General features: G+C 36.9%; 25 protein-coding genes and 1 pseudogene. 25 read left to right on the forward strand and 1 reads right to left on the reverse strand.

What is annotated here, in order from left to right:
- Window positions 1-101: 101 nt before the first annotated feature.
- The 25 genes and pseudogenes from EGX70_RS09755 to EGX70_RS09880 all read left to right on the forward strand — a co-directional run bounded on the left by EGX70_RS09755 (window position 102) and on the right by EGX70_RS09880 (window position 21,894).
- Complete coding sequence (locus tag EGX70_RS09755; protein ID WP_000835881.1) at window positions 102-494, forward strand: DUF1310 domain-containing protein; 393 nt, start codon at window positions 102-104, stop codon at window positions 492-494.
- Window positions 494-1,786, forward strand: coding sequence for an Mbeg1-like protein (locus EGX70_RS09760; protein WP_000416817.1), 1,293 nt, complete (start codon window positions 494-496; stop codon window positions 1,784-1,786). Before EGX70_RS09755 ends, EGX70_RS09760 begins: the two co-directional genes overlap by 1 nt.
- Entirely contained in the window at window positions 1,777-2,169 is a 393-nt protein-coding gene (locus EGX70_RS09765; protein WP_001173857.1) for a hypothetical protein, read from the forward strand. Before EGX70_RS09760 ends, EGX70_RS09765 begins: the two co-directional genes overlap by 10 nt.
- 9 nt (window positions 2,170-2,178) lie before the next feature.
- Entirely contained in the window at window positions 2,179-2,460 is a 282-nt protein-coding gene (locus EGX70_RS09770) for a hypothetical protein (RefSeq protein WP_000055646.1), read from the forward strand.
- 181 nt (window positions 2,461-2,641) lie between these two features.
- Window positions 2,642-3,424 (forward strand): TatD family hydrolase, encoded by a 783-nt coding sequence (locus EGX70_RS09775; protein WP_000590333.1) that lies wholly within the window; start codon window positions 2,642-2,644, stop codon window positions 3,422-3,424.
- The gene (gene rnmV, locus EGX70_RS09780; protein WP_000717749.1) at window positions 3,411-3,977 is read left to right on the forward strand and encodes a ribonuclease M5; all 567 of its coding nucleotides are present in this window, start codon (window positions 3,411-3,413) and stop codon (window positions 3,975-3,977) included. The genes EGX70_RS09775 and rnmV overlap by 14 nt, the downstream gene beginning before the upstream one ends.
- Before the next feature lie 3 nt (window positions 3,978-3,980).
- Window positions 3,981-4,430, forward strand: coding sequence for an HIT family protein (locus EGX70_RS09785; RefSeq protein WP_000280757.1), 450 nt, complete (start codon window positions 3,981-3,983; stop codon window positions 4,428-4,430).
- Between the two features lie 27 nt (window positions 4,431-4,457).
- Window positions 4,458-5,330 carry a 16S rRNA (adenine(1518)-N(6)/adenine(1519)-N(6))-dimethyltransferase RsmA gene (gene rsmA, locus EGX70_RS09790; protein WP_001216825.1) on the forward strand — a complete coding sequence of 291 codons (873 nt, stop codon included), beginning with the start codon at window positions 4,458-4,460 and terminating at the stop codon, window positions 5,328-5,330.
- Window positions 5,331-5,333: 3 nt separating this feature from the next.
- Window positions 5,334-6,185 carry a putative RNA methyltransferase gene (locus EGX70_RS09795; RefSeq protein ID WP_123948105.1) on the forward strand — a complete coding sequence of 284 codons (852 nt, stop codon included), beginning with the start codon at window positions 5,334-5,336 and terminating at the stop codon, window positions 6,183-6,185.
- A gap of 155 nt (window positions 6,186-6,340) precedes the next feature.
- The gene (rsgA, locus tag EGX70_RS09800) at window positions 6,341-7,213 is read left to right on the forward strand and encodes a ribosome small subunit-dependent GTPase A (protein WP_001162033.1); all 873 of its coding nucleotides are present in this window, start codon (window positions 6,341-6,343) and stop codon (window positions 7,211-7,213) included.
- A gap of 6 nt (window positions 7,214-7,219) precedes the next feature.
- On the forward strand, window positions 7,220-7,882 hold the full coding sequence (rpe, locus tag EGX70_RS09805) for a ribulose-phosphate 3-epimerase (protein WP_000106178.1): 663 nt from the start codon (window positions 7,220-7,222) through the stop codon (window positions 7,880-7,882).
- Window positions 7,875-8,507 carry a thiamine diphosphokinase gene (locus tag EGX70_RS09810; protein WP_000160925.1) on the forward strand — a complete coding sequence of 211 codons (633 nt, stop codon included), beginning with the start codon at window positions 7,875-7,877 and terminating at the stop codon, window positions 8,505-8,507. Before rpe ends, EGX70_RS09810 begins: the two co-directional genes overlap by 8 nt.
- A gap of 1 nt (window position 8,508) precedes the next feature.
- A complete protein-coding gene (rmuC, locus tag EGX70_RS09815; RefSeq protein ID WP_000960180.1) occupies window positions 8,509-9,783 on the forward strand; it encodes a DNA recombination protein RmuC in 1,275 nt (424 codons plus the stop codon).
- The gene (locus EGX70_RS09820; protein ID WP_000700691.1) at window positions 9,773-10,714 is read left to right on the forward strand and encodes a 3'-5' exoribonuclease YhaM family protein; all 942 of its coding nucleotides are present in this window, start codon (window positions 9,773-9,775) and stop codon (window positions 10,712-10,714) included. The genes rmuC and EGX70_RS09820 overlap by 11 nt, the downstream gene beginning before the upstream one ends.
- A 96-nt stretch (window positions 10,715-10,810) precedes the next feature.
- A complete protein-coding gene (purR, locus tag EGX70_RS09825; protein ID WP_000776878.1) occupies window positions 10,811-11,623 on the forward strand; it encodes a pur operon repressor in 813 nt (270 codons plus the stop codon).
- Between the two features lie 218 nt (window positions 11,624-11,841).
- Entirely contained in the window at window positions 11,842-12,255 is a 414-nt protein-coding gene (rpsL, locus tag EGX70_RS09835; protein WP_001142328.1) for a 30S ribosomal protein S12, read from the forward strand.
- 21 nt (window positions 12,256-12,276) lie between these two features.
- The gene (rpsG, locus tag EGX70_RS09840; RefSeq protein ID WP_000087842.1) at window positions 12,277-12,747 is read left to right on the forward strand and encodes a 30S ribosomal protein S7; all 471 of its coding nucleotides are present in this window, start codon (window positions 12,277-12,279) and stop codon (window positions 12,745-12,747) included.
- A 154-nt stretch (window positions 12,748-12,901) separates the two neighbouring features.
- A complete protein-coding gene (gene fusA, locus EGX70_RS09845) occupies window positions 12,902-14,980 on the forward strand; it encodes an elongation factor G (RefSeq protein WP_000090323.1) in 2,079 nt (692 codons plus the stop codon).
- A gap of 204 nt (window positions 14,981-15,184) precedes the next feature.
- Window positions 15,185-16,195, forward strand: coding sequence for a type I glyceraldehyde-3-phosphate dehydrogenase (gap, locus tag EGX70_RS09850; protein ID WP_000260656.1), 1,011 nt, complete (start codon window positions 15,185-15,187; stop codon window positions 16,193-16,195).
- 208 nt (window positions 16,196-16,403) lie between these two features.
- Window positions 16,404-17,273, forward strand: a pseudogene (locus EGX70_RS09855) (5'-nucleotidase, lipoprotein e(P4) family).
- 134 nt (window positions 17,274-17,407) lie between these two features.
- The gene (gene pgk, locus EGX70_RS09860) at window positions 17,408-18,604 is read left to right on the forward strand and encodes a phosphoglycerate kinase (protein WP_001096753.1); all 1,197 of its coding nucleotides are present in this window, start codon (window positions 17,408-17,410) and stop codon (window positions 18,602-18,604) included.
- 262 nt (window positions 18,605-18,866) lie between these two features.
- Window positions 18,867-19,406 (forward strand): aromatic acid exporter family protein, encoded by a 540-nt coding sequence (locus EGX70_RS09865; protein ID WP_000854121.1) that lies wholly within the window; start codon window positions 18,867-18,869, stop codon window positions 19,404-19,406.
- A gap of 79 nt (window positions 19,407-19,485) precedes the next feature.
- Window positions 19,486-19,857 (forward strand): MerR family transcriptional regulator, encoded by a 372-nt coding sequence (locus EGX70_RS09870; protein ID WP_000664338.1) that lies wholly within the window; start codon window positions 19,486-19,488, stop codon window positions 19,855-19,857.
- A gap of 33 nt (window positions 19,858-19,890) precedes the next feature.
- A complete protein-coding gene (gene glnA, locus EGX70_RS09875) occupies window positions 19,891-21,237 on the forward strand; it encodes a type I glutamate--ammonia ligase (protein WP_000156225.1) in 1,347 nt (448 codons plus the stop codon).
- A 147-nt stretch (window positions 21,238-21,384) separates the two neighbouring features.
- Window positions 21,385-21,894: a CHAP domain-containing protein gene (locus tag EGX70_RS09880; RefSeq protein ID WP_000392202.1), complete on the forward strand. Its 510-nt coding sequence runs from the start codon at window positions 21,385-21,387 to the stop codon at window positions 21,892-21,894.
- Between the two features lie 161 nt (window positions 21,895-22,055).
- Here EGX70_RS09880 and EGX70_RS09885 read toward each other — a convergent pair whose 3' ends face one another.
- Window positions 22,056-23,735: a ribonuclease J gene (locus tag EGX70_RS09885; protein ID WP_000065497.1), complete on the reverse strand. Its 1,680-nt coding sequence runs from the start codon at window positions 23,733-23,735 to the stop codon at window positions 22,056-22,058.
- Window positions 23,736-23,778 lie beyond the last annotated feature (43 nt).

The following is a 23,778-nucleotide window of genomic DNA, read 5'->3' on the forward strand; positions in this document are numbered from 1 at the left end:
TAAGATAACTAATCCATGTTTTATAGTTTTTCGTTTATAATGAGAATAAATTTATGATAAACTAGATATCAAATGAGTGTTATATGATAAAAGGAGGAGAGATGAAGTCAATAAAATTACTTAGTTTTATTGTAATAATCCTTTTAGGGCTTGGTTTCACTGTAGGAGGTTTAAAAGTGACTGAAAACAATAAACAACAAGAATTATGGGAAATAGCTAATAGCAAGGACGCTAAAAATGCTTATCAAAAGTGGATTTATGCAGAAGATAAAGACGCTTTCAAAGAGAATGCTGTTATTAAGTCGTATGATATTGACAAAGAAAGTATCAAAAAAAATCCTATGGGAGGGATTTCGGTAAGGTTAATCATTAATAAAGATCCTAACTTATATATTACTTGTAATTTGGATAAGGATAATCAAGGGCATTTGGTCAGTCAAAGTAGCCATCAATCTCCCCAGTTAACTCATTTATTGGAAAGTAGAGGTCATTAATGGAAAAAGTCTTGACTGATTTAGATAGGGTAAATATAGCGAAGCAAGAGTATGAATTAGGTAGCCAACTTGATACACTAGTCAAAATAATGAGCCAAGATAAGGTACTCCCCATCGGTAAAGTTGCTCACGTTCAAGATGGAGGCAAAGAAACTGGGGAACAAATTTATACCATCACTCCAAATGGAACTTTAGACAAGCCAGAGGATGTTAAGGAAGTTACGGTTTTATTTAAGGGGTCAACAGCACCGTTTGGAGGAGATGATTGGAAAACAGACTGGTTTAAAAATGATATTCCAATAGCTAGTAAACTATTATTAAAGAAATTTGGTTCACAAAGTGTATCTCATAAACAAGGTACAAAGCAGTTAGAACAATCAGCTCATCTGCTAAAAGAAGTTATGAATAAATATCCTAATGCAAAAATTTCGGTCTACGGACACTCGTTAGGGTCAATGAATGCACAGTATGCTATTGCAGAATTGGATGATAATCAAATTTACCGAGTTCAAGGAGCTTGGATATATAACGGTCCAAACCTTTATAGTATTTTGACAGATAAACAAAAAGAACAGGTTGATAAAATAAAAGGGGTAGTCAATAATTACGTTGATTCCAAGGATAAAATTGGAATAGGTTATCCTAAAGAAGGAAGCGATAATGCTGTCGGAATTGTTAAAATAGTTGACAGTAAAGCTGTTTCAGGAGGTAGCTGGGTTGCTAATTTTACCAATCAACACATTTGGGGAGGCTACCAGTACAATCAAGATGGTTCTTTAAAATTAGCAGAAGATAAATTTGCTTACAAAGAAAACTATTCAGTAGTTCATACGAATGTGAATCAAAGAATGCATGCTATTAAAGCGAAACTTAGTAGCTTTAAAAGTACGGGAAAAGAAGTTAGTAAGAATCAAGCTATTTTCCTAGATAGTCAACAAGCAAAAGTGATTTCTAGTGGTTTGGTAACGATATCAAAAGAAGCAGTTGAAGAAGTAAAAAAAGTTGAGCAAAAAGCAGTTGCTAAAGCAGAAGAGCTTTATCAATCTTTAAAAGTAGCTCCTACAGGAGTTACTGAACTAAGTCCTCAAGAATTGGAAGAAGCGTATGCTCAGTCAGGTGTTAGCTATGCGAGCATTGTCGGAGAAGCTCAAACCTTTTTCTCAAATAAAATTCAAGCGGCAGAAAGCATTTCTCACGCTTACGTTGAATTAGAAAACCAAATTAATAAAGGGGTTGAAGCTATGTTGCAACAAGATAGTAACTTGTCAGGGGAGTTTAAACAATGGCACTGATTGATATCATTGAAAAACAATTAGCTGATACTCAGAGAAAAATATCAGATTTAGACGATGCCTATCACCATAGTTGTTGCCAGTTTGAAGAAAAATTAGACGATCTCTCAGTAAGAAAAAATAAGATTACTAATATGCTTCAAGAAACTTACGACGCTGTTGAATATGATTTGAGATATAGTAATGATAGCTCAGATATGATGACGCTCAATCGTATTTTAGATTCTTATCATGACGACTTAGAGCAAGCTTACCATAAAGAGTACTATGCCTTGTCCGCTCAAGAAGAAGAATATAGAGCTAACTATATTCGGCAACGTTCAGAACATGAACTAACCTTTGAAGAGTTGCAAAGGGAAAAGAAAAGAGAATTAATGAAGTAGGAGAAATTATTGAGTTTAATGTGGGATGTCCTGACTGGTAAGGAGTCAGTAAGGACTTTAAAAAAACAATTGGATAAAGAATTGATACATAGCGTGTACGCGCCACGCAAGAGATCTAAGTTTCACGATATTATTACGTCGCATCATAAAGAAATAGACGAAGTAGCCATCAACACAAAGACAGCTATTCATAAAGTTGCTAATCAATTGGACGAGGCAATAAAAGGAGAATTTCGTTCAAGGGTTGAGGAGGCTATTGAAAGCAATCAGCAAAAATATAATCATTTATAGTCTAGTTTCTCTACCATTAGCTAGACACTTGTAGAGGATTTTTACAGCAAGTATTCAAAAGTCAGAGCAAAAATGTTTTGACTTTTTTGATTTACTCTTTCTGATCAGAATGCTTCAGTCTTATGTTATAATAATAAAGATTAATGCTTGTAGCTACGATAAGCAAAGAAAGAACAGTGATATGATAAAAATATTTGATACCCATACCCACCTTAACGTGGAAAATTTTGAAGGAAAGATAGACGAGGAAATTAATTTAGCTAGCGAACTCGGTGTTATAAAAATGAATGTTGTCGGCTTTGACCAAGATACCATTTCAAAATCTTTGGAATTATCTTCCCAATATGCACAGGTATATAGCACAATAGGATGGCATCCAACTGAAGCTGGTTCTTATGATGATAATATTGAGTCAATGATTATCAGTCATTTAGAAAATCCCAAGGTTATTGCACTTGGTGAAATTGGTCTGGATTATTATTGGATGGAGGATCCCAAAGATATTCAGATCGAGGTGTTTAAGCGTCAAATTGAACTTTCAAAAGAGTATAACCTTCCTTTTGTCGTTCATACACGTGATGCGTTAGAAGACACTTATGAAGTCATTAAGGAATCTGGAGTTGGGCCTTTTGGTGGTATAATGCACTCTTTTTCTGGTTCTTTGGAAATGGCTCAGAAATTTATTGATTTAGGGATGATGATTTCCTTTTCTGGTGTTGTGACCTTTAAGAAGGCATTAGATGTACAAGAAGCTGCACGAGAGTTGCCATTAGATAAGATATTAGTGGAAACAGATGCTCCTTATTTGGCTCCTGTACCTAAAAGAGGTCGAGAAAACAAAACCGCTTATACGAGATATGTCGTTGAAAAAATAGCAGAGCTACGAGGCATAACTGTGGAAGAGGTAGCGGAGGCTACATACCAAAATGCAGTAAGGATATTTAGACTTGATGAAAAAAATTGATATTCAAGAAGTGATCGTTGTCGAAGGGAAAGATGATACTGCTAATCTGCGACGCTTTTATAATGTTGATACCTATGAAACTAGAGGTTCAGCAATTGATGAAGAGGATTTAGAGCGTATCGAACGTTTGCACAATTTGCGGGGAGTTATCGTCTTTACAGACCCAGATTATAATGGCGAGCGTATCCGTAAAATCATCATGAATGCCATTCCGACAGTCCGCCATGCCTTCCTCAATCGAGACGAGGCAAAGCCAGGCTCAAAGACCAAGGGACGATCTCTGGGTGTCGAGCATGCCAGCTTTGAGGATTTGCAGAAGGCACTCTCAAAAGTGACCCAGCATTTCGATGATGAGGATAACTTTGATATCACCCAAGCAGACCTCATTCGCTGGGGGTTCATTACCGCTAGTGATAGCCGTAAACGCCGTGAGTATCTTGGAAATCAACTCCGTATCGGCTACTCAAATGGTAAACAACTCCTCAAACGCCTCAGACTCTTCGGAGTGACCAAGGCGGAAGTTGAAGAGTGTATGGAGGGGTATGAGGGATAAAACATGTATCTTATTTGTCAACGTATTAATATGATTGAACAAAATGAGAATCCTTATTTTGTGAAGGAGTACGAAACGGGTTATCTTGTTTTGGGAGACTATCAATATTTTCAAGGTTATTGCCTTTTTCTTTCTAAAAAACACGTAACAGAGTTACATGAATTGCCTAGAGATTGGCGAAATCAGTATCTTTCCGAAATGGCAGATGCTTCTGAAATAGTTGCTAAGGCTTTTAGAGCAGATAAGATGAATATTGAGAGTTTGGGAAATGGAGACGCTCATCTACATTTTCATCTTTTTCCAAGAAAAACAGGTGATTTAAGGAACTATGGGCATAATGGAAAAGGTCCAGTTTGGTGGTATCCTTTTGAGAAGATGTATGCAGATAGTGTCAGAGCAACTGGTGCAGAAATAGAAAAATTAAAAGAGAAATTGTTAGATGTCTTAGGATAGACTTGAGACGATAAGGAAATAAAAAACATGAGAATCGCAGATAAAACCGTTACCCGCGCTATTTTGGAGCGTCATGGGTTTACATTTAAGAAATCATTCGGCCAGAACTTTTTGACCGATACGAATATTTTACAGAAGATTGTTGACACGGCAGAGATTGACAAGGGTGTCAACGTGATTGAGATTGGTCCTGGTATCGGGGCTTTGACAGAGTTTTTGGCTGAGAATGCAGCTGAGGTGATGGCTTTTGAGATAGATGATCGTCTCATTCCTATCCTTGCTGGTACGCTTGCGCGTTTTGACAATGTCCAAGTGGTCAATCAGGATATCCTCAAGGCTGATTTGCAGACGCAAATTCAAGCCTTCAAGAATCCTGATCTGCCTATCAAGGTGGTCGCAAACCTGCCTTACTACATCACAACACCAATCCTTATGCACTTGATTGAGAGCAAGATTCCTTTTGCGGAGTTTGTGGTCATGATGCAAAAAGAAGTGGCAGATCGTATTTCAGCTATGCCAAATACTAAAGCATACGGTTCTTTGTCAATCGCAGTGCAGTATTATATGACTGCCAAAGTATCATTTATCGTTCCGAGAACTGTTTTTGTTCCTGCTCCAAATGTAGATTCAGTTATTTTGAAAATGGTCCGTAGAGATCAACCAGTAGTGAGTGTTCAAGATGAGGATTTCTTTTTCAGAGTGTCAAAAGTAGCCTTCGTACATCGTCGTAAAACACTTTGGAATAATCTAACGAGTCATTTTGGGAAATCAGAAGATACTAAAGCAAAATTGGAAAAAGCATTAGAAATAGCAAAAATTAAGCCATCTATTCGCGGAGAAGCCTTATCTATCCCTGATTTTGCAAGTTTAGCAGATGCCTTGAAAGAGGTTGAGATATAAACTATGTTGGTTGACAAGAAGTGGCGTTTTGAAGATAGTGCAAGTTATTTCGCTTGTCCTAAATGTCAAAATCCCTTGATAAAAGAAAGTAACAGCCTCAAATGCTCTGGTAATCATTGTTTTGATTTATCCAAATTTGGATATGTTAATCTTCTTGGAGGAAAGAAGGTAGATGAACATTATGATAAAAAATCATTTGAAAATCGGCAGCTTGTCTTAGAAAACGGGTATTATAATCATATTTTAGAAGCTATTTCAAAGGTTTTGGGAAATAATTCTCAGTTTCATTCGGTTTTAGATATTGGTTGTGGAGAGGGCTTTTATTCTCGTCAATTAGTTAACAAGCATGAGAAGACTTTCTTGGCTTTTGATATTTCTAAAGATTCGATTCAATTAGCTGCTAAAAGTGATCAGTCTAGGCTTGTGAAATGGTTTGTTTCTGATTTAGCTAACCTTCCTATTCAAGACTCATCAATTGATATCATTTTAGACATTTTTTCTCCTGCAAATTATAAAGAATTTAGGCGGGTGCTGAGTGATGATGGTATCCTTGTAAAGGTTGTTCCTGTAGCTGAACATGTTCAAGAATTGCGAGAAAAAGCTAGTCAATACTTGAAACAGAAAGATTACTCTAATCAAAAAATTCTAGATCACTTTAGAGAAAATTTTGAAATTATTTCTGAGCAGAAAGTTGTTCAAAGCTATAACTGTTCTCAACAAGAACGTCAAGCTTTTATTGATATGACACCGTTGTTATTCAGCGTAGATAAAACGACTATTGATTGGGCGAGTATATCAGAAATTACAGTAGGTGCCTTAATAGTAATTGGAAAAAAGCGCAGTGTATCTAAATAAGATCACTGCTTTTATGTTGGGAATTCATAAAATTGAGGTTATTTGAGAGAAATCGAACACCTGCAAATAGTTTCTATTTAGCTTATCTCTGAGAGTAGAGCTTATTTCTCATTTTATGATATAATAGTGGTATTCTAAACAATTAAGGAGAACAATTGCAAGGTAGAATTGTCAAGTCGCTAGCAGGTTTTTATTATGTGGAATCTGACGGTGTTGTTTATCAGACACGTGCGCGTGGAAATTTTAGAAAAAAAGGTCAAATTCCCTACGTTGGGGATTGGGTTGAATTTTCTTCGCAAGATCAATCAGAAGGATATATTCTATCAATTGAAGAGCGTAAAAATAGCCTCGTACGACCACCTATTGTTAATATTGATCAAGCTGTCGTTATCATGTCTGCTAAAGAACCTGATTTTAACGCTAACTTATTAGACCGGTTCTTAGTACTTCTAGAATATAAGATGATTCAGCCTATCATTTATATTTCCAAGTTGGATTTGTTAGACGATTTGGTTGTTATTGATGATATTCGCGAACATTATCAGAATATAGGCTATGTTTTCTGTTATTCTCAAGAGGAACTCTTGCCTCTGTTAGCAGATAAAGTGACTGTTTTTATGGGGCAGACAGGTGTCGGAAAATCAACGCTTCTCAACAAAATTGCTCCTGAGTTGAAACTTGAAACTGGTGAAATTTCGGATAGTTTAGGCCGTGGCCGACACACCACAAGAGCAGTTAGTTTCTATAATGTTCATAAAGGAAAAATTGCAGACACTCCTGGTTTTTCTTCTTTGGACTATGAAGTGGACAATGCAGAGGACTTAAACGAATCCTTTCCAGAGCTTCGTAGACTTAGTCATTTTTGTAAATTCCGCTCGTGTACGCATACACATGAGCCTAAATGTGCTGTAAAAGAAGCCTTGACTCAAGGTCAGTTATGGCAAGTCCGCTATGATAACTACCTCCAATTTTTAAGTGAAATTGAGAACCGCCGTGAAACATATAAGAAAGTTATTAAAAGAAAGTAGGTTTCTATGTCAACCAATAAAATTGCTCCATCGATATTAGCAGCAGACTATGCTAATTTTGCTAACGAATTGAAACGTATTGAAGAGACAACAGCAGAATACGTTCATATTGATATCATGGATGGTCAATTTGTCCCTAATATTAGTTTTGGTGCGGATGTTGTATCCAGCATGCGTAAACACAGTAAACTTGTTTTTGATTGTCATCTGATGGTTGTTGATCCAGAACGTTATATTGAGGCTTTTGCTCAAGCTGGTACTGATATCATGACCATTCATGTTGAAGCAACGAAACATATACATGGTGCGCTTCAAAAGATAAAAGAGGCAGGAATGAAAGCAGGTGTGGTTATTAACCCAGGAACACCTGTAGAATCTCTTATTCCTATTTTAGATTTGGTTGACCAGATTTTAATTATGACTGTTAATCCTGGCTTTGGTGGACAAGCCTTTATTCCAGAAATGATGTCAAAAGTAAAGACAGTTGCAGCATGGCGCAAAGAGTACGGTCATCATTATGATATTGAAGTTGATGGCGGTATAGATAATACTACAATTAAGGCAGCAGCAGAGGCTGGTGCAAATGTCTTTGTTGCAGGTTCTTATCTCTTTAAAGCAAGTGATTTACCTGCACAAGTAGAAACCTTAAGGGTGGCGCTCGATGACTAAAATTGCTTTATTTGCTGGCGGTGACTTAACTTATTTTGAATATGATTTTGACTATTTTGTCGGAATTGACCGTGGAAGCCTATTTTTATTAAAAAATGGGCTTTCTTTGGACATGGCAGTGGGTGATTTTGATTCTATAACAGAAGATGAACTGCTTTATATCAAACACTATTGTAGCAATATCGTTTCTGCTAGTGTAGAAAAAAATGATACAGATACAGAATTAGCTTTAAAAACTATTTTCAAAGAATTTCCAGAAGCTCAAGTGACCGTATTTGGAGCATTTGGTGGCAGGATTGACCATATGATGTCTAATATCTTTTTACCAAGTGACACAGATTTAGAACCATTTATGTCACAAATCAGACTCAAAGATGAACAAAACATAGTGACTTATCTACCATCCGGGAAAAATCAAGTCTCAAGGATTGAAGGGATGTCCTATGTCTCGTTCATGCCTGAGAGTGAGTCTACTTTGCAGATTTCTGGGGCTAAATATGAATTGAACAAAAGTAATTATTTTAAGAAAAAAATGTATTCCAGTAATGAATTTATGACTTCGCCAATTGAAGTAGAGCTCAAAGATGGTTACTTAATCATTATTTATAGTAAGGATAGAGGTTAATATGCTTGTCATCATTTTGATCATTGCACTAGCTAGTCTGACAGTGACGATAATTTCTTACCAAAAAATGACGGAATTAACAAAGTCCGTTGAAAAACAACTTGAAGATAATGCTGATAATCTATCAGACCAACTGACATACCAGATAGAAGCGGCGCAAAAAGATCAAATTCTAACGTTGACTAATCAGCTAAACCGTATGCAACAGGAAATTTATCAGTTGCTTACCGATATGCGTACAGAATTAAATCAGCATTTAACGGAGAGTCGAGATCGATCAGACAAACGCTTGGAATTGATTAACTCCAATTTATCTCAGTCAGTTCAGAAAATGCAAGATTCCAATGAAAAACGCTTGGATCAAATGCGCCAAACTGTTGAGGAAAAGCTAGAAAAAACGCTACAAACGCGTTTGCAAACTTCTTTTGAAACTGTATCGCGTCAACTAGAGAGTGTCAATCAAGGTCTTGGGGAGATGAAAACTGTTGCCCAAGATGTTGGTACACTGAACAAAGTCTTGTCAAATACTAAGACAAGGGGAATATTAGGGGAGTTACAACTCGGCCAAATTATAGAAGATATTATGACAGTTAGTCAATATGAGAGAGAATTTCCTACTGTGTCTGGCTCTTCTGAGCGTGTTGAATATGCTATTAAATTACCTGGAAATGGTCAGGGAGATTATATCTATTTGCCTATTGACTCTAAGTTTCCTCTAGAAGATTATTACCGATTGGAAGATGCTTATGAATTGGGTGACAAGGTTCAAATAGAACTCTATCGTAAATCTTTACTGGCAAGTATTCGTAAATTTGCAAAAGATATAAACAATAAGTACTTAAATCCTCCTGAAACGACAAATTTTGGTATCATGTTCTTACCAACTGAAGGGCTCTATTCTGAAGTGGTAAGAAATGCAACATTCTTTGATAGTCTAAGACGTGACGAAAATATTGTAGTAGCTGGACCGTCAACCTTATCTGCTTTACTAAATTCATTATCTGTTGGCTTTAAAACCTTAAATATTCAAAAGAATGCTAATGATATTAGTAAAATTTTAGGGAATGTCAAGGTTGAATTTGGAAAATTTGGTGGCATGTTATCAAAAGCTCAAAAACAATTAAATACAGCAAGTAAAAGTATTGATAGTTTACTCACAACGCGGACAAACGCTATTATCAGAGCCTTAAATACAGTTGAAGAACATCAAGATCAAGCAACCACTAGCTTGTTAAACCTTCCTATAACAGAAGAAGAGGAAATTAATGAAAATTAACCAAATGAAAAAAGACGAGCTTTTTGAGGGGTTTTACCTTATAAAGAAAGCAGAAGTTCGTAAAACGCGTGCAGGTAAAGACTTTATTGCCTTTACCTTTCAAGATGATACTGGCGAAATTTCAGGAAATATGTGGGATGCACAAACCTATAATGTAGAAGAGTTTGTAGCCGGTAAAATTGTTCATATGAAAGGGCGTCGTGAAGTTTATAATGGAACTCCCCAAGTCAACCAAATTACATTAAGAAACATCAAAGATGGTGAACCTAATGATCCTAGAGATTTTAAAGAAAAACCTCCAATCAATGTTGACAACGTGAGAGAGTACATGGAACAAATGCTCTTTAAAATTGAAAATGCAACCTGGCAGCGTGTGGTAAGAGCACTTTATCGTAAATACAATAAGGAATTTTTTACCTATCCAGCCGCCAAAACAAACCACCACGCCTTTGAATCAGGATTGGCATATCACACGGCAACGATGGTTCGTTTGGCAGATAGTATCGGAGATATCTATCTAGAACTTAATAAAAGTTTGATGTTTGCTGGTATTATGCTACATGATTTAGCCAAGGTCATTGAGTTATCGGGTCCTGATAATACAGAATATACTATTCGAGGTAATCTTATCGGTCATATTTCACTTATTGATGAGGAATTAACAAAAATACTAGCAGAGCTTAATATTGATGATACAAAAGAAGAGGTTACAGTGTTACGCCATGTTATTCTGAGTCATCATGGACAATTAGAATATGGAAGCCCGGTTCGTCCTAGAATCATGGAGGCAGAAATTATCCATATGATCGATAACATTGATGCAAATATGATGATGATGACAACAGCTTTAAACCGTGTCAACGAAGGTGAAATGACAAATCGCATTTTTGCCATGGATAACCGTTCTTTTTATAAACCGAACATTAAATAATTTAGGTAGAATAATTAAGACCTAAAATAAAATGTTCGTTTTTAGCATTTGTTATGTTATACTATATGTAAAGAATGCTATGAATAAGGAGAAAATATGAAATTAAGACGTAGCGAACGCATGGTTGTTATTTCAAATTACCTAATAAATAATCCCTATACATTAACTAGTTTAAATACATTTGCTAGTAAATACGGTGCCGCGAAATCTTCGATTTCAGAAGATATTGCTATTATCAAAAAAGCTTTTGAACAAGCTCAAATCGGAGATATTAAAACTGTGACTGGTGCAAGTGGAGGTGTTATCTTTACACCAACTATTGCTGAAGCAGAAGCGAAAGAAATCGTTGAAGAATTAAGACAGCGTTTATCTGAAAACGATCGTATTCTTCCGGGAGGTTACATTTATCTTTCAGATCTACTCAGTACACCAAAAATGTTACAAAGTATTGGTCGCATTATAGCGAACGCTTACAGAGGTCAAAAAATTGATGCTGTCATGACGGTTGCAACAAAAGGTGTTCCTTTAGCAAACGCAGTAGCAAATGTTTTAGATGTTCCTTTTGTTATTGTGAGACGTGATTTGAAGATTACGGAAGGTTCTACTGTGTCAGTAAACTACGCTAGTGGTTCAAGTGGCCGTATTGAAAAAATGTTTCTTTCTAAGCGTAGCTTAAAACCTAACAGTCGAGTTTTAATAGTTGATGATTTCTTGAAAGGTGGAGGTACTGTTTCGGGGATGATTAGTTTACTCTCAGAATTCGATAGCACATTAGTAGGTGTCGCTGTATTTGCAGAAAATGCTCAGGAACAACGTGAGAAGATGGCCTATAAATCTCTTCTGAGAGTATCTGAAATTGATGTAAAAAATAATAGAGTCTCTGTAGAAGCGGGGAATATATTTGATTAAAGAGTCAAGGTGACATCCTTGATTCTTTTTGCTTGTAAAAGTAATAAAAGCTTGACACATCATGTGTAAAATGATACTATGATAAACGGTACTTTTACTTTTGGTCTCTCAAAAGTGTACAGAGACGTGCTGACAATTGTTGCAAAAGTACACGCAGGTATAGGCTGTCACCAAGTGCTATATCAACCAAAAATTAAAAACTTACAGGAGAAATGTAGATGCCTACAATTAACCAGTTGGTACGTAAACCACGTAAATCTAAAGTTGAAAAATCAGATTCACCTGCTTTGAATATTGGTTACAACAGTCACAGAAAAGTTCACACTAAATTATCTGCACCACAAAAACGTGGTGTTGCAACTCGTGTTGGAACTATGACACCTAAAAAACCTAACTCTGCCCTTCGTAAATTTGCTCGTGTACGTTTGAGCAACCTTATTGAAGTTACTGCTTACATTCCAGGTATCGGACACAACTTGCAAGAACACAGTGTTGTGCTTATCCGTGGTGGACGTGTAAAAGACCTTCCAGGGGTACGTTACCATATCGTTCGTGGTGCACTTGATACTGCAGGTGTAGCTGATCGTAAACAAGGCCGTTCTAAATACGGTGCTAAACGTCCTAAAGGGTAATTAGAAGGGGGATAAGAGAAAATGAGTCGTAAAAATCAAGCGCCTAAACGCGAAGTATTACCAGATCCATTGTATAACTCAAAAATCGTTACACGTCTTATCAACCGTGTAATGCTTGATGGTAAACGTGGTACTGCTGCAACTATCGTATATGATGCTTTTGAAGCAATTAAAGAAGCTACTGGAACAGATGCTCTTGAAGTATTCGAAACAGCTATGGAAAACATCATGCCTGTACTTGAGGTACGCGCACGCCGTGTTGGTGGATCAAACTACCAAGTTCCTGTCGAAGTTCGTCCAGAACGTCGTACAACTTTAGGACTTCGTTGGTTGGTTAACGCATCACGTGCTCGTGGTGAACACACTATGAAAGATCGTCTTGCAAAAGAAATCATGGATGCTGCAAACAACACAGGAGCATCAGTTAAGAAACGTGAAGATACTCACAAAATGGCTGAAGCTAACCGTGCCTTTGCACACTTCCGTTGGTAAGATTACTCTCTTTTTGAGACTTATCATAGCTACTAAACAAATTGTTTGGTAGATAGCAATGTTAGCAATTAGAACGGGTAGGTCCTGCCTATCCGTTTTTTATAAATAGTGTTATAATAAAGAAGTAAATAATTTAAAATATAGGAGAAACCAAATGGCTCGCGAATTTTCACTTGAAAAAACTCGTAATATCGGTATCATGGCTCACGTTGATGCTGGTAAAACAACAACAACTGAGCGTATTCTTTACTATACTGGTAAAATCCACAAAATCGGTGAAACACACGAAGGTGCTTCACAAATGGACTGGATGGAACAAGAACAAGAACGTGGTATCACAATTACATCAGCTGCAACAACAGCACAATGGGATGGTCACCGTGTTAACATCATCGATACACCAGGACACGTGGACTTCACAATTGAAGTTCAACGTTCACTTCGTGTACTTGATGGTGCGGTAACAGTTCTTGATGCTCAATCAGGTGTAGAACCTCAAACTGAAACAGTTTGGCGTCAAGCAACAGAATACGGAGTTCCACGTATCGTTTTTGCTAATAAAATGGATAAAATCGGTGCTGACTTCCTCTATTCAGTACAATCACTTCATGACCGTCTTCAAGCGAATGCACACCCAATTCAATTGCCAATTGGTTCAGAAGACGATTTCCGTGGTATCATTGACTTAATCAAAATGAAAGCTGAAATCTATACTAATGATCTTGGTACAGATATCCTTGAAGAAGACATTCCAGCAGAGTATGTTGATCAAGCAAATGAATACCGTGAAAAATTAGTAGAAGCAGTTGCTGATACTGATGAAGATTTGATGATGAAATACCTTGAAGGTGAAGAAATCACTAACGAAGAGTTGATGGCTGCTATTCGTAAAGCAACTATCAACGTTGAATTCTATCCTGTATTGTGTGGTTCAGCCTTCAAGAATAAAGGTGTTCAATTGATGCTTGATGCTGTTATTGATTACCTTCCAAGCCCACTTGATATTCCTGCAATCAAAGGTATTAACCCTGATACTGACGAAGAAGAAACACGCCCTGCTTCAGATGAAGAGCCATTTGCAGCGCTTGCCTTCAAGATCATGACAGATCCTTTCGTGGGTCGCTTAACATTCTTCCGTGTGTACTCAGGTGTTCTTAATTCAGGTTCATACGTGTTGAATACATCTAAAGGTAAACGTGAACGTATCGGACGTATCTTACAAATGCACGCAAATAGTCGTCAAGAAATTGAAACTGTTTATGCTGGTGATATCGCAGCGGCTGTTGGTTTGAAAGATACAACTACAGGTGATTCATTGACTGATGAAAAATCAAAAGTTATTCTTGAATCAATTGAAGTTCCAGAACCAGTTATCCAATTGATGGTTGAGCCAAAATCTAAAGCTGACCAAGATAAAATGGGTATCGCCCTTCAAAAACTTGCTGAAGAAGACCCAACGTTCCGCGTTGAAACTAACGTTGAAACTGGTGAAACAGTTATCTCAGGAATGGGTGAACTTCACCTTGATGTCCTTGTTGACCGTATGAAACGTGAATTCAAAGTTGAAGCAAACGTTGGGGCACCCCAAGTATCATACCGCGAAACATTCCGCGCTTCTACACAAGCACGTGGATTCTTCAAACGCCAATCTGGTGGTAAAGGTCAATTTGGTGATGTTTGGATTGAATTTACACCAAACGAAGAAGGTAAAGGATTCGAATTCGAAAATGCTATCGTCGGTGGTGTGGTTCCTCGTGAATTTATTCCAGCCGTTGAAAAAGGACTTGTAGAATCTATGGCAAACGGTGTTCTTGCTGGATATCCAATGGTTGACGTAAAAGCTAAACTTTACGATGGTTCATACCATGATGTTGACTCATCTGAGACAGCCTTCAAGATTGCTGCATCACTTGCACTTAAAGAAGCTGCTAAATCAGCGCAACCAGCTATCCTTGAGCCAATGATGCTTGTTACAATTACAGCTCCAGAAGACAATCTTGGTGACGTTATGGGTCACGTGACTGCACGTCGCGGTCGTGTTGATGGTATGGAAGCACGTGGTAACACACAAGTTGTTCGTGCCTTTGTTCCACTTGCTGAAATGTTTGGTTATGCAACAGTTCTTCGTTCTGCAACACAAGGACGTGGTACATTCATGATGGTATTTGACCACTACGAAGATGTTCCTAAGTCAGTTCAAGAAGAAATCATCAAGAAAAACTCTGGTGAATAATTTCTGAAAACTTATGAAAAGGTACTCGAAAGAGTATCTTTTTTTCCTTTTGAAAGTGGTAAATTCATTGCAATTTTTCTCGAAAAAAGATATAATAATTGTGTTGAAAGATTTTTGCACATATGTACAAGTTAATCTTTTCACATTGGTTAGGGGGATCCCTAAAATAAAATATTTGAGATTTTCATAAGGAGGAAATCACTAATGGTAGTTAAAGTTGGTATTAACGGTTTCGGTCGTATCGGTCGTCTTGCATTCCGTCGCATCCAAAACGTAGAAGGTGTTGAAGTTACTCGTATCAACGACCTTACAGATCCAAACATGCTTGCACACTTGTTGAAATATGACACAACTCAAGGTCGTTTCGACGGTACTGTTGAAGTTAAAGAAGGTGGATTCGAAGTTAACGGTCAATTTGTTAAAGTTTCTGCTGAACGCGAACCAGCAAACATTGACTGGGCTACTGATGGCGTAGAAATCGTTCTTGAAGCAACTGGTTTCTTTGCATCAAAAGAAAAAGCTGAACAACACATCCATGAAAATGGTGCTAAAAAAGTTGTTATCACAGCTCCTGGTGGAAACGACGTTAAAACAGTTGTTTTCAACACTAACCACGATATCCTTGATGGAACTGAAACAGTTATCTCAGGTGCTTCATGTACTACAAACTGTCTTGCTCCAATGGCTAAAGCTTTACAAGACAACTTTGGTGTTAAACAAGGTTTGATGACTACTATCCACGCATACACTGGTGACCAAATGATCCTTGACGGACCACACCGTGGTGGTGACCTTCGTCGTGCTCGTGCAGGTGCTGCAAACATCGTTCCTAACTCAACTGGTGCTGCAAAAGCTATCGGTCTTGTTATCCCAGAATTGAACGGTAAACTTGATGGTGCTGCACAACGTGTTCCTGTTCCAACTGGATCAGTAACTGAATTGGTTGCAACTCTTGAAAAAGACGTAACTGTTGAAGAAGTAAATGCAGCTATGAAAGCAGCAGCTAACGATTCATACGGTTATACTGAAGATCCAATCGTATCATCTGATATCGTTGGTATTTCATACGGTTCATTGTTTGATGCTACTCAAACTAAAGTTCAAACTGTTGACGGTAACCAATTGGTTAAAGTTGTTTCATGGTACGATAACGAAATGTCATACACTTCACAACTTGTTCGTACACTTGAATACTTTGCAAAAATTGCAAAATAATTTTTAATTAATATGATGTAAAAGAGGGATTTATCCCTCTTTTATTTTTATAAATTAAAAATAATACGAATGTTTTTTCATTTTGTTGTAGAAAATTATCAGAAAAGAAATGAAAACTGAATTATATTGGCTATAAGTTAAAATAAGGTTTGATTTTGAAAGTAAGCAGTGGTATGATTTAATTGAAAAAATATAGAGGAGAAGTTTTATGAAGACTACAAAAGGTTTTTCAGTTTTATCGTTATCTGTTGCTGTATTTATGATGACAGCATGTCAGTCAAACCACAGCACTAAAAAAGCTGATATGTCTCCAGATAAGGTGGAGCAAAAGACGAAATTTTAAAATATTTCTCTAAGTTCTAATAAACTGTTGGCTAAGGAAAACACTATGTCTGTCCTTTGGTATCAAAATTCTGCAGAAGCCAAGGCTTTATATTTACAAGGTTATAATGTTGCTAAAATGAAGTTAGATGATTGGTTACAAAAGCCCAGTGAAAAACCATATTCAATTATCTTAGATTTAGATGAAACAGTTTTAGATAATAGCCCATATCAAGCAAAGAATATTAAAGATGGCTCTAGTTTCACGCCAGAGAGTTGGGATAAATGGGTGCAAAAGAAATCAGCTAAGGCTGTTGCGGGTGCCAAAGAATTTTTGAAGTATGCTAATGAAAAGGGAATAAAAATTTATTATGTCTCAGATCGTACAGATGCCCAAGTTGATGCGACTAAAGAAAATTTAGAGAAAGAAGGTATACCTGTTCAAGGGAAAGACCACTTGCTTTTCCTTAAAAAAGGAATGAAATCTAAAGAGAGTCGCCGTCAGGCAGTTCAAAAAGATACCAATTTAATTATGCTTTTTGGAGATAATTTAGTTGATTTTGCTGATTTTTCTAAATCATCTAGTACAGATAGAGAACAACTACTAACTAAACTTCAAAGTGAGTTTGGTAGTAAATTTATTGTTTTCCCAAATCCTATGTACGGTTCTTGGGAAAGTGCTATTTATCAAGGAAAACATCTGGATGTTCAAAAACAATTGAAAGAACGACAAAAAATGTTGCATTCGTATGATTAATAAGTATACGAATTCTCTTGAAAACAACTAGGAAAATCTATGAAATCTATTTGTGAAAAAGTAATCAATAATTACAACTGTTCACAAAAATATGTTATAATAAATAATATCAAATTATATAAGGAGTTTTACTAATGGCTAAATTGACTGTTAAAGACGTTGATTTGAAAGGTAAAAAAGTCCTCGTTCGTGTTGACTTTAATGTGCCTTTGAAAGACGGCGTTATCACTAACGACAACCGTATCACTGCGGCTCTTCCAACAATCAAGTATATCATCGAACAAGGTGGTCGTGCTATCCTCTTCTCTCACCTTGGACGTGTTAAAGAAGAAGCTGACAAAGAAGGAAAATCACTTGCACCGGTAGCTGCTGATTTAGCTGCTAAACTTGGTCAAGATGTTGTATTCCCAGGTGTTACTCGTGGTGCAAAATTAGAAGAAGCAATCAATGCTTTGGAAGATGGACAAGTTCTTTTGGTTGAAAACACTCGTTTTGAAGATGTTGACGGTAAGAAAGAATCTAAGAATGACGAAGAACTTGGTAAATACTGGGCTTCACTTGGAGATGGAATCTTCGTTAACGATGCATTTGGTACAGCACACCGTGCTCACGCATCAAACGTAGGTATCTCAGCAAACGTTGAAAAAGCTGTAGCTGGTTTCCTTCTTGAAAACGAAATTGCTTACATCCAAGAAGCAGTTGAAACTCCAGAACGTCCATTCGTAGCTATCCTTGGTGGTTCAAAAGTTTCTGATAAGATTGGTGTTATCGAAAACCTTCTTGAAAAAGCTGATAAAGTTCTTATCGGTGGTGGTATGACTTACACATTCTACAAAGCTCAAGGTATCGAAATCGGTAACTCACTTGTAGAAGAAGACAAATTGGATGTTGCTAAAGACCTCCTTGAAAAATCAAACGGTAAATTGATCTTGCCAGTTGACTCAAAAGAAGCAAACGCATTTGCTGGTTACACTGAAGTTCGCGACACTGAAGGTGAAGCAGTTTCCGAAGGGTTCCTTGGTCTTGACATCGGTCCTAAATCAATCGCTAAATTTGATGAAGCACTTACTGGTGCTAAAACAGTTGTATGGAATGGACCTATGGGTGTCTTTGAAAACCCTGACTTCCAAGCTGGTACAATCGGTGTAATGGACGCTATCGTTAAACAACCAGGCGTTAAATCAATCATCGGTGGTGGTGATTCAGCAGCAGCTGCTATCAACCTTGGCCGTGCTGACAAATTCTCATGGATCTCTACTGGTGGTGGAGCAAGCATGGAATTGCTCGAAGGTAAAGTATTACCAGGTTTGGCAGCATTGACTGAAAAATAATAGTCATTATAATTTATATTAAAGGACATGCTGATGCATGTCTTTTTTTAGTTGATAATGTAGAGTTATTGAATTTTCCTTGACTTCACTTATCATTTACTAGTTTTTAGATATAGTGGTATTTGGTTGACACTGCAATTTTCAAAAGTTTATGACGATTTCATATAAATTGGTTTATAAAAGATATACTAGTAATAAATAAAACGTTTACAAAAAGGGTTTTATGGATTGATATGTTAGAATATATAGTGAAGGGATAGGTATGAAAACGTTAAAAAAATTATTATCTAATTACAAATTTGATATTAAAAAGTTTAAATTGGGAATGAGAACATTTAAAACAGGCTTATCGGTCTTTTTAGTTTTATTGGTTTTTCATTTATTTGGTTGGAAAGGGCTTCAAATTGGTGCTCTAACTGCTGTATTTAGTTTAAGAGAAGACTTTGATAAAAGCGTGCACTTTGGTTTTTCTAGAATTATTGGTAATAGTATAGGTGGCTTACTCTCCTTAGTATTTTTTGCATTCAATGAGATATTTCATCAAGCTTTTTGGGTTACTTTATTAATTGTTCCTATTTGTACCATGTTATGTATCATGATTAATGTTGCTTGTAATAATAAATCAGGTATTATTGGGGGGACAGCCGCATTACTTATTATAACTTTATCAATCCCAAGCGGAGAGACAATTCTATACGTTTTTGCACGTATTTTTGAAACTTTTTGTGGTGTTTTTATTGCAATGATGGTTAATACAGATATTGAAATACTTCGGAAAAAACTAAAAAATAACAAATTATAGTTTGATGTCATAAAATCTCACATGAGAGTTGACATCAAACTTTTTAAAGTTTATAATGGTTTAATGAAAGGAGGCCATCATGAAAGAAAGAGAACTTAGGCGTACAATGGCTGTATTCCCAATTGGAGCTGTTATGAAGTTGACAGATTTGACTGCCAGACAAATTCGCTATTATGAGGATCAAGGGTTAATCACACCTGAACGTACTGAAGGTAACCGCCGCATGTTTTCACTGAATGATATGGACCGCTTACTGGAAATAAAAGACTTCATTAGCGATGGTTTGCATATTTCTGATATTAAAAATGAATACATGCAAAGACAACATAAGTCCAAAGAGAAACAAAAGTCATTATCAGATGCCGAGGTTCGTCGACTTTTACAAGATGAGCTCCGTAATCAAGGGCGTTTTTCAAGTCCTTCACAGCACATTGGAAATATGCATTTGTAAACATGCAGTCAAGCTAGATATTAAGGAGACTATATGACTATCACAGCAGAAGATATTCGTCGCGAAGTTAAGGAAAAAAATGTTACCTTCCTCCGTTTGATGTTCACAGATATTTTAGGAGTAATGAAAAATGTCGAAATTCCGGCTACAGATGAACAATTAGACAAAGTTTTATCAAATAAAGCAATGTTTGATGGATCTTCTATTGAGGGCTTTGTTCGTATCAATGAATCTGATATGTATTTATATCCTGATTTAGATACTTGGATTGTCTTTCCTTGGGGAGATGAAAATGGAGCTGTTGCAGGTCTAATCTGTGATATCTATACAGCAGAAGGAGAACCTTTTGCCGGAGATCCACGTGGAAATCTTAAGCGTAATATGAAACGTATGCAAGAGATGGGCTATAAGTCATTTAACTTAGGACCAGAACCTGAATTTTTCCTATTTAAAATGGATGAAAATGGTAACCCAACACTTGATGTTAATGACAAAGGAGGCTACTTTGACTTAGCTCCAACAGACTTAGCAGATAATACACGTCGTGAAATTGTTAATGTCTTAACACAAATGGGCTTTGAAGTTGAAGCTAGTCATCATGAAGTAGCAGTTGGACAGCATGAAATTGACTTTAAATATGATGATGTTTTAAAAGCCTGTGACAATATTCAATTATTTAAATTGGTTGTTAAAACAATTGCTCGTAAGCATGGTTTATATGCTACTTTTATGGCAAAACCTAAGTTTGGTATCAATGGTTCAGGTATGCATTGTAATATGTCTCTTTTTGATAATGAAGGGAACAATGCTTTCTTTGATCCAGAAGATCCACGTGGAATGCAATTATCAGAGGATGCCTACTACTTTTTAGGTGGGTTAATGAAACACGCTTACAATTACACAGCTATCATTAATCCAACTGTTAATTCTTATAAACGTTTGGTACCAGGATACGAAGCACCAGTTTACATTGCTTGGGCAGGTCGCAATCGTTCGCCACTTATTCGTGTACCTGCATCTCGAGGTATGGGAACACGTCTAGAATTGCGCTCGGTTGACCCAACAGCAAATCCTTATCTTGCTTTATCAGTACTTTTGGGATCAGGACTTGAGGGAATCGAGAATAAAATTGAAGCACCAGAACCAATTGAGACAAATATCTATGCTATGACTGTAGAAGAACGTCGTCAAGCAGGTATTGTTGATTTACCATCTACTCTTCATAATGCTCTTAAAGCACTTGAAGAAGATGAAGTGGTAAAAGCGGCCCTAGGAACTCATATCTATACTAATTTCTTAGATGCTAAGCGTATTGAATGGGCAAGTTATGCGACTTATGTTTCACAATGGGAAATTGATAATTACCTAGATTTATATTAATCATAAGAATGTTTATAACTAGTTTTAGGCTTTATTTTGTAAAGTCTAAAACTAGTTTTTTTGTAAATTATTGTAAAAAATTGCCTAAAACTTGTTACAGGTTTTCATTTGTCTGTTATATGGATTTGATAAACTAGGAGTCATCAGATGGAGGAAAACATGAACATAAAACAATTAAAGTCTAAAACAATGCTTGGAACAGTGGCTTTGGTGTCCGCTTTTTCATTTGCTTCAACAAATGCAGATGCGAATACATATAACTATGCAGTAGATGTAGACTACCTAGCAAGTGCGGAGGAAATTGCTCAAGCACATCCAGCTAGTAATACGTTTCCACTAGGTCAATGCACATGGGGTGTAAAGGAGATGGCAACATGGGCAGGTAACTGGTGGGGAAACGGTGGTGATTGGGCTGCGAGCGCCGCATCAGCTGGTTATACAGTAGGAACACAACCTCGCGTGGGTTCTATCGTATGTTGGACTGATGGTAGTTATGGACATGTGGCTTATGTTACAGCTGTAGATCCTGTCACTAATAAAATTCAGGTTTTAGAATCTAATTATGCAGGTCATCAATGGATTGATAATTATCGTGGTTGGTTTGATCCACAAAATACAGTAACACCAGGGGTAGTTAGCTACATTTATCCGAATTAATCTATAAAGAACTCCTCACATAGACGGTATAAAAGTACGATACTGTTTGGATGGGGTTCTTTTATATTCTATAGTTATCCCAGAAGTAATTTGATATACTAACTTATTTTGCTAATATAGGCAATTAAAAAGAACGGAAAAGGTATTTTCCGTTCTTTTGTTTATTTATCAGGGGTAAGGACCATAGGAATAATGATAGGCTCACGCTCAGTTTTTTCATATAAGAATGGTCGTAAGGCATTAACAATAGCTCCATTTACTGATTGGATACTTGCATCTTTATTTTTCAGTGCAATACGAATAGCATTGAATAAGATATGTTGGCTTTCGCGAATAAGGTCCCCAGATTCTCTCATATAGATAAAGCCTCGGCTAAGGATGTCTGGTCCAGCTAAAATCATTTTTGAATCGAAATCAACGGTAGCAACGGCAAGGACAACACCATCTTCAGATAAGTCGTGGCGGTCACGTAGAACTGCCGCACCAATATCGCCAATACCATTCCCATCAACGTAGATATCTTGAGCATTGAAATGTCCAGCAATGCGAGCAGAGTCGCTCGTTAAAGCTAAAACATCACCGTTTTCCATAATGAAGATATTCTCTTTAGGAATACCTGTGTCAACTGCTAAACCAGCATGGACTTTTTGCATGCGATACTCACCGTGTACGGGCATGAAATACTTTGGTTTAATCAAGCGTAACATTAATTTTTGTTCTTGTTGACCACCATGGCCGGAGGTATGGATATTGTTAATTTTACCATGAATAACATCGACACCAGCTTCTTGAATGGTATTGATTAATTTATTGACACTTGTTGTATTACCAGGGATTGGGCTTGATGAGAAAATCACAGTATCACCAGGTTGCAAAGTAACTTGACGATGAGTACCGTTAGCGATACGAGCAAGTGCTGCCATAGACTCACCTTGACTACCTGTACACATAATTAAAACTTCACTAGCATGAAGATGTTTAAGTTCGCTTGGCTCAATGAAGGTACCTTTTGGAACTTTAATATAGCCAAGTTCAATACCGTTAACAATTGCCTTTTCCATTGACCGTCCAAAAACAGCAATTTTACGACCAGTTTTAACAGCAGCTTCAGCAGCCTGTTGGAGTCGGAAGATGTTTGAAGCAAAAGAGGCGAAAATAATACGTCCCTCGATACCTTCGATAATCTTCATAATAGATTGCCCAACAATTTTTTCGGAATTAGTGAAGGTTGGAACTTCAGCATTTGTTGAGTCTGATAAAAGGCAGAGGACACCGTCTTCACCTAGAGCAGCCATACGATGTAAGTCAGCGGGCTCCCCAACAGGTGTAAAGTCAAATTTGAAGTCACCTGTACAAATAACCTTACCTTGAGGGGTATGAATAACAATACCTAATGGTTCAGGAATGGAGTGAGTAGTGCGGAAAAATGTAACGCTTAAGTTTTTAAAAGTCAGCTCTGTATTAGCGTGGATTTCGTATAATGTAGCGTCACGAAGTAAACCATGTTCTTCTAACTTACCTTTGATTAGAGCAAGAGCGAGAGGGCCTGCATAAATCGGTAAATTAGCTTGTTTTAATAGAAAAGGAATACCACCGATGTGGTCCTCGTGCCCATGAGTTATAACAAGGGCCTTGATACGGTCAATGTTTTCAACGATATATGAATAGTCTGGGATAACATAATCTATTCCCAAAAGATCATCTTCAGGGAATTTAATACCAGCGTCTACAATAATAATTTCGTCTTGATATTCGATACCGTAAGTATTTTTTCCGATTTCACCGAGACCACCAATCGCATAAACCCCAACTTCTTCGGGTTTTAAGTTGATATTTGACATAATAAGTTTATCATAATGGGTAGATTACTCTAGCTATTATGTT

It is taken from the genome of Streptococcus sp. FDAARGOS_522 (assembly GCF_003812445.1).
GTDB lineage: Bacteria > Bacillota > Bacilli > Lactobacillales > Streptococcaceae > Streptococcus > Streptococcus agalactiae.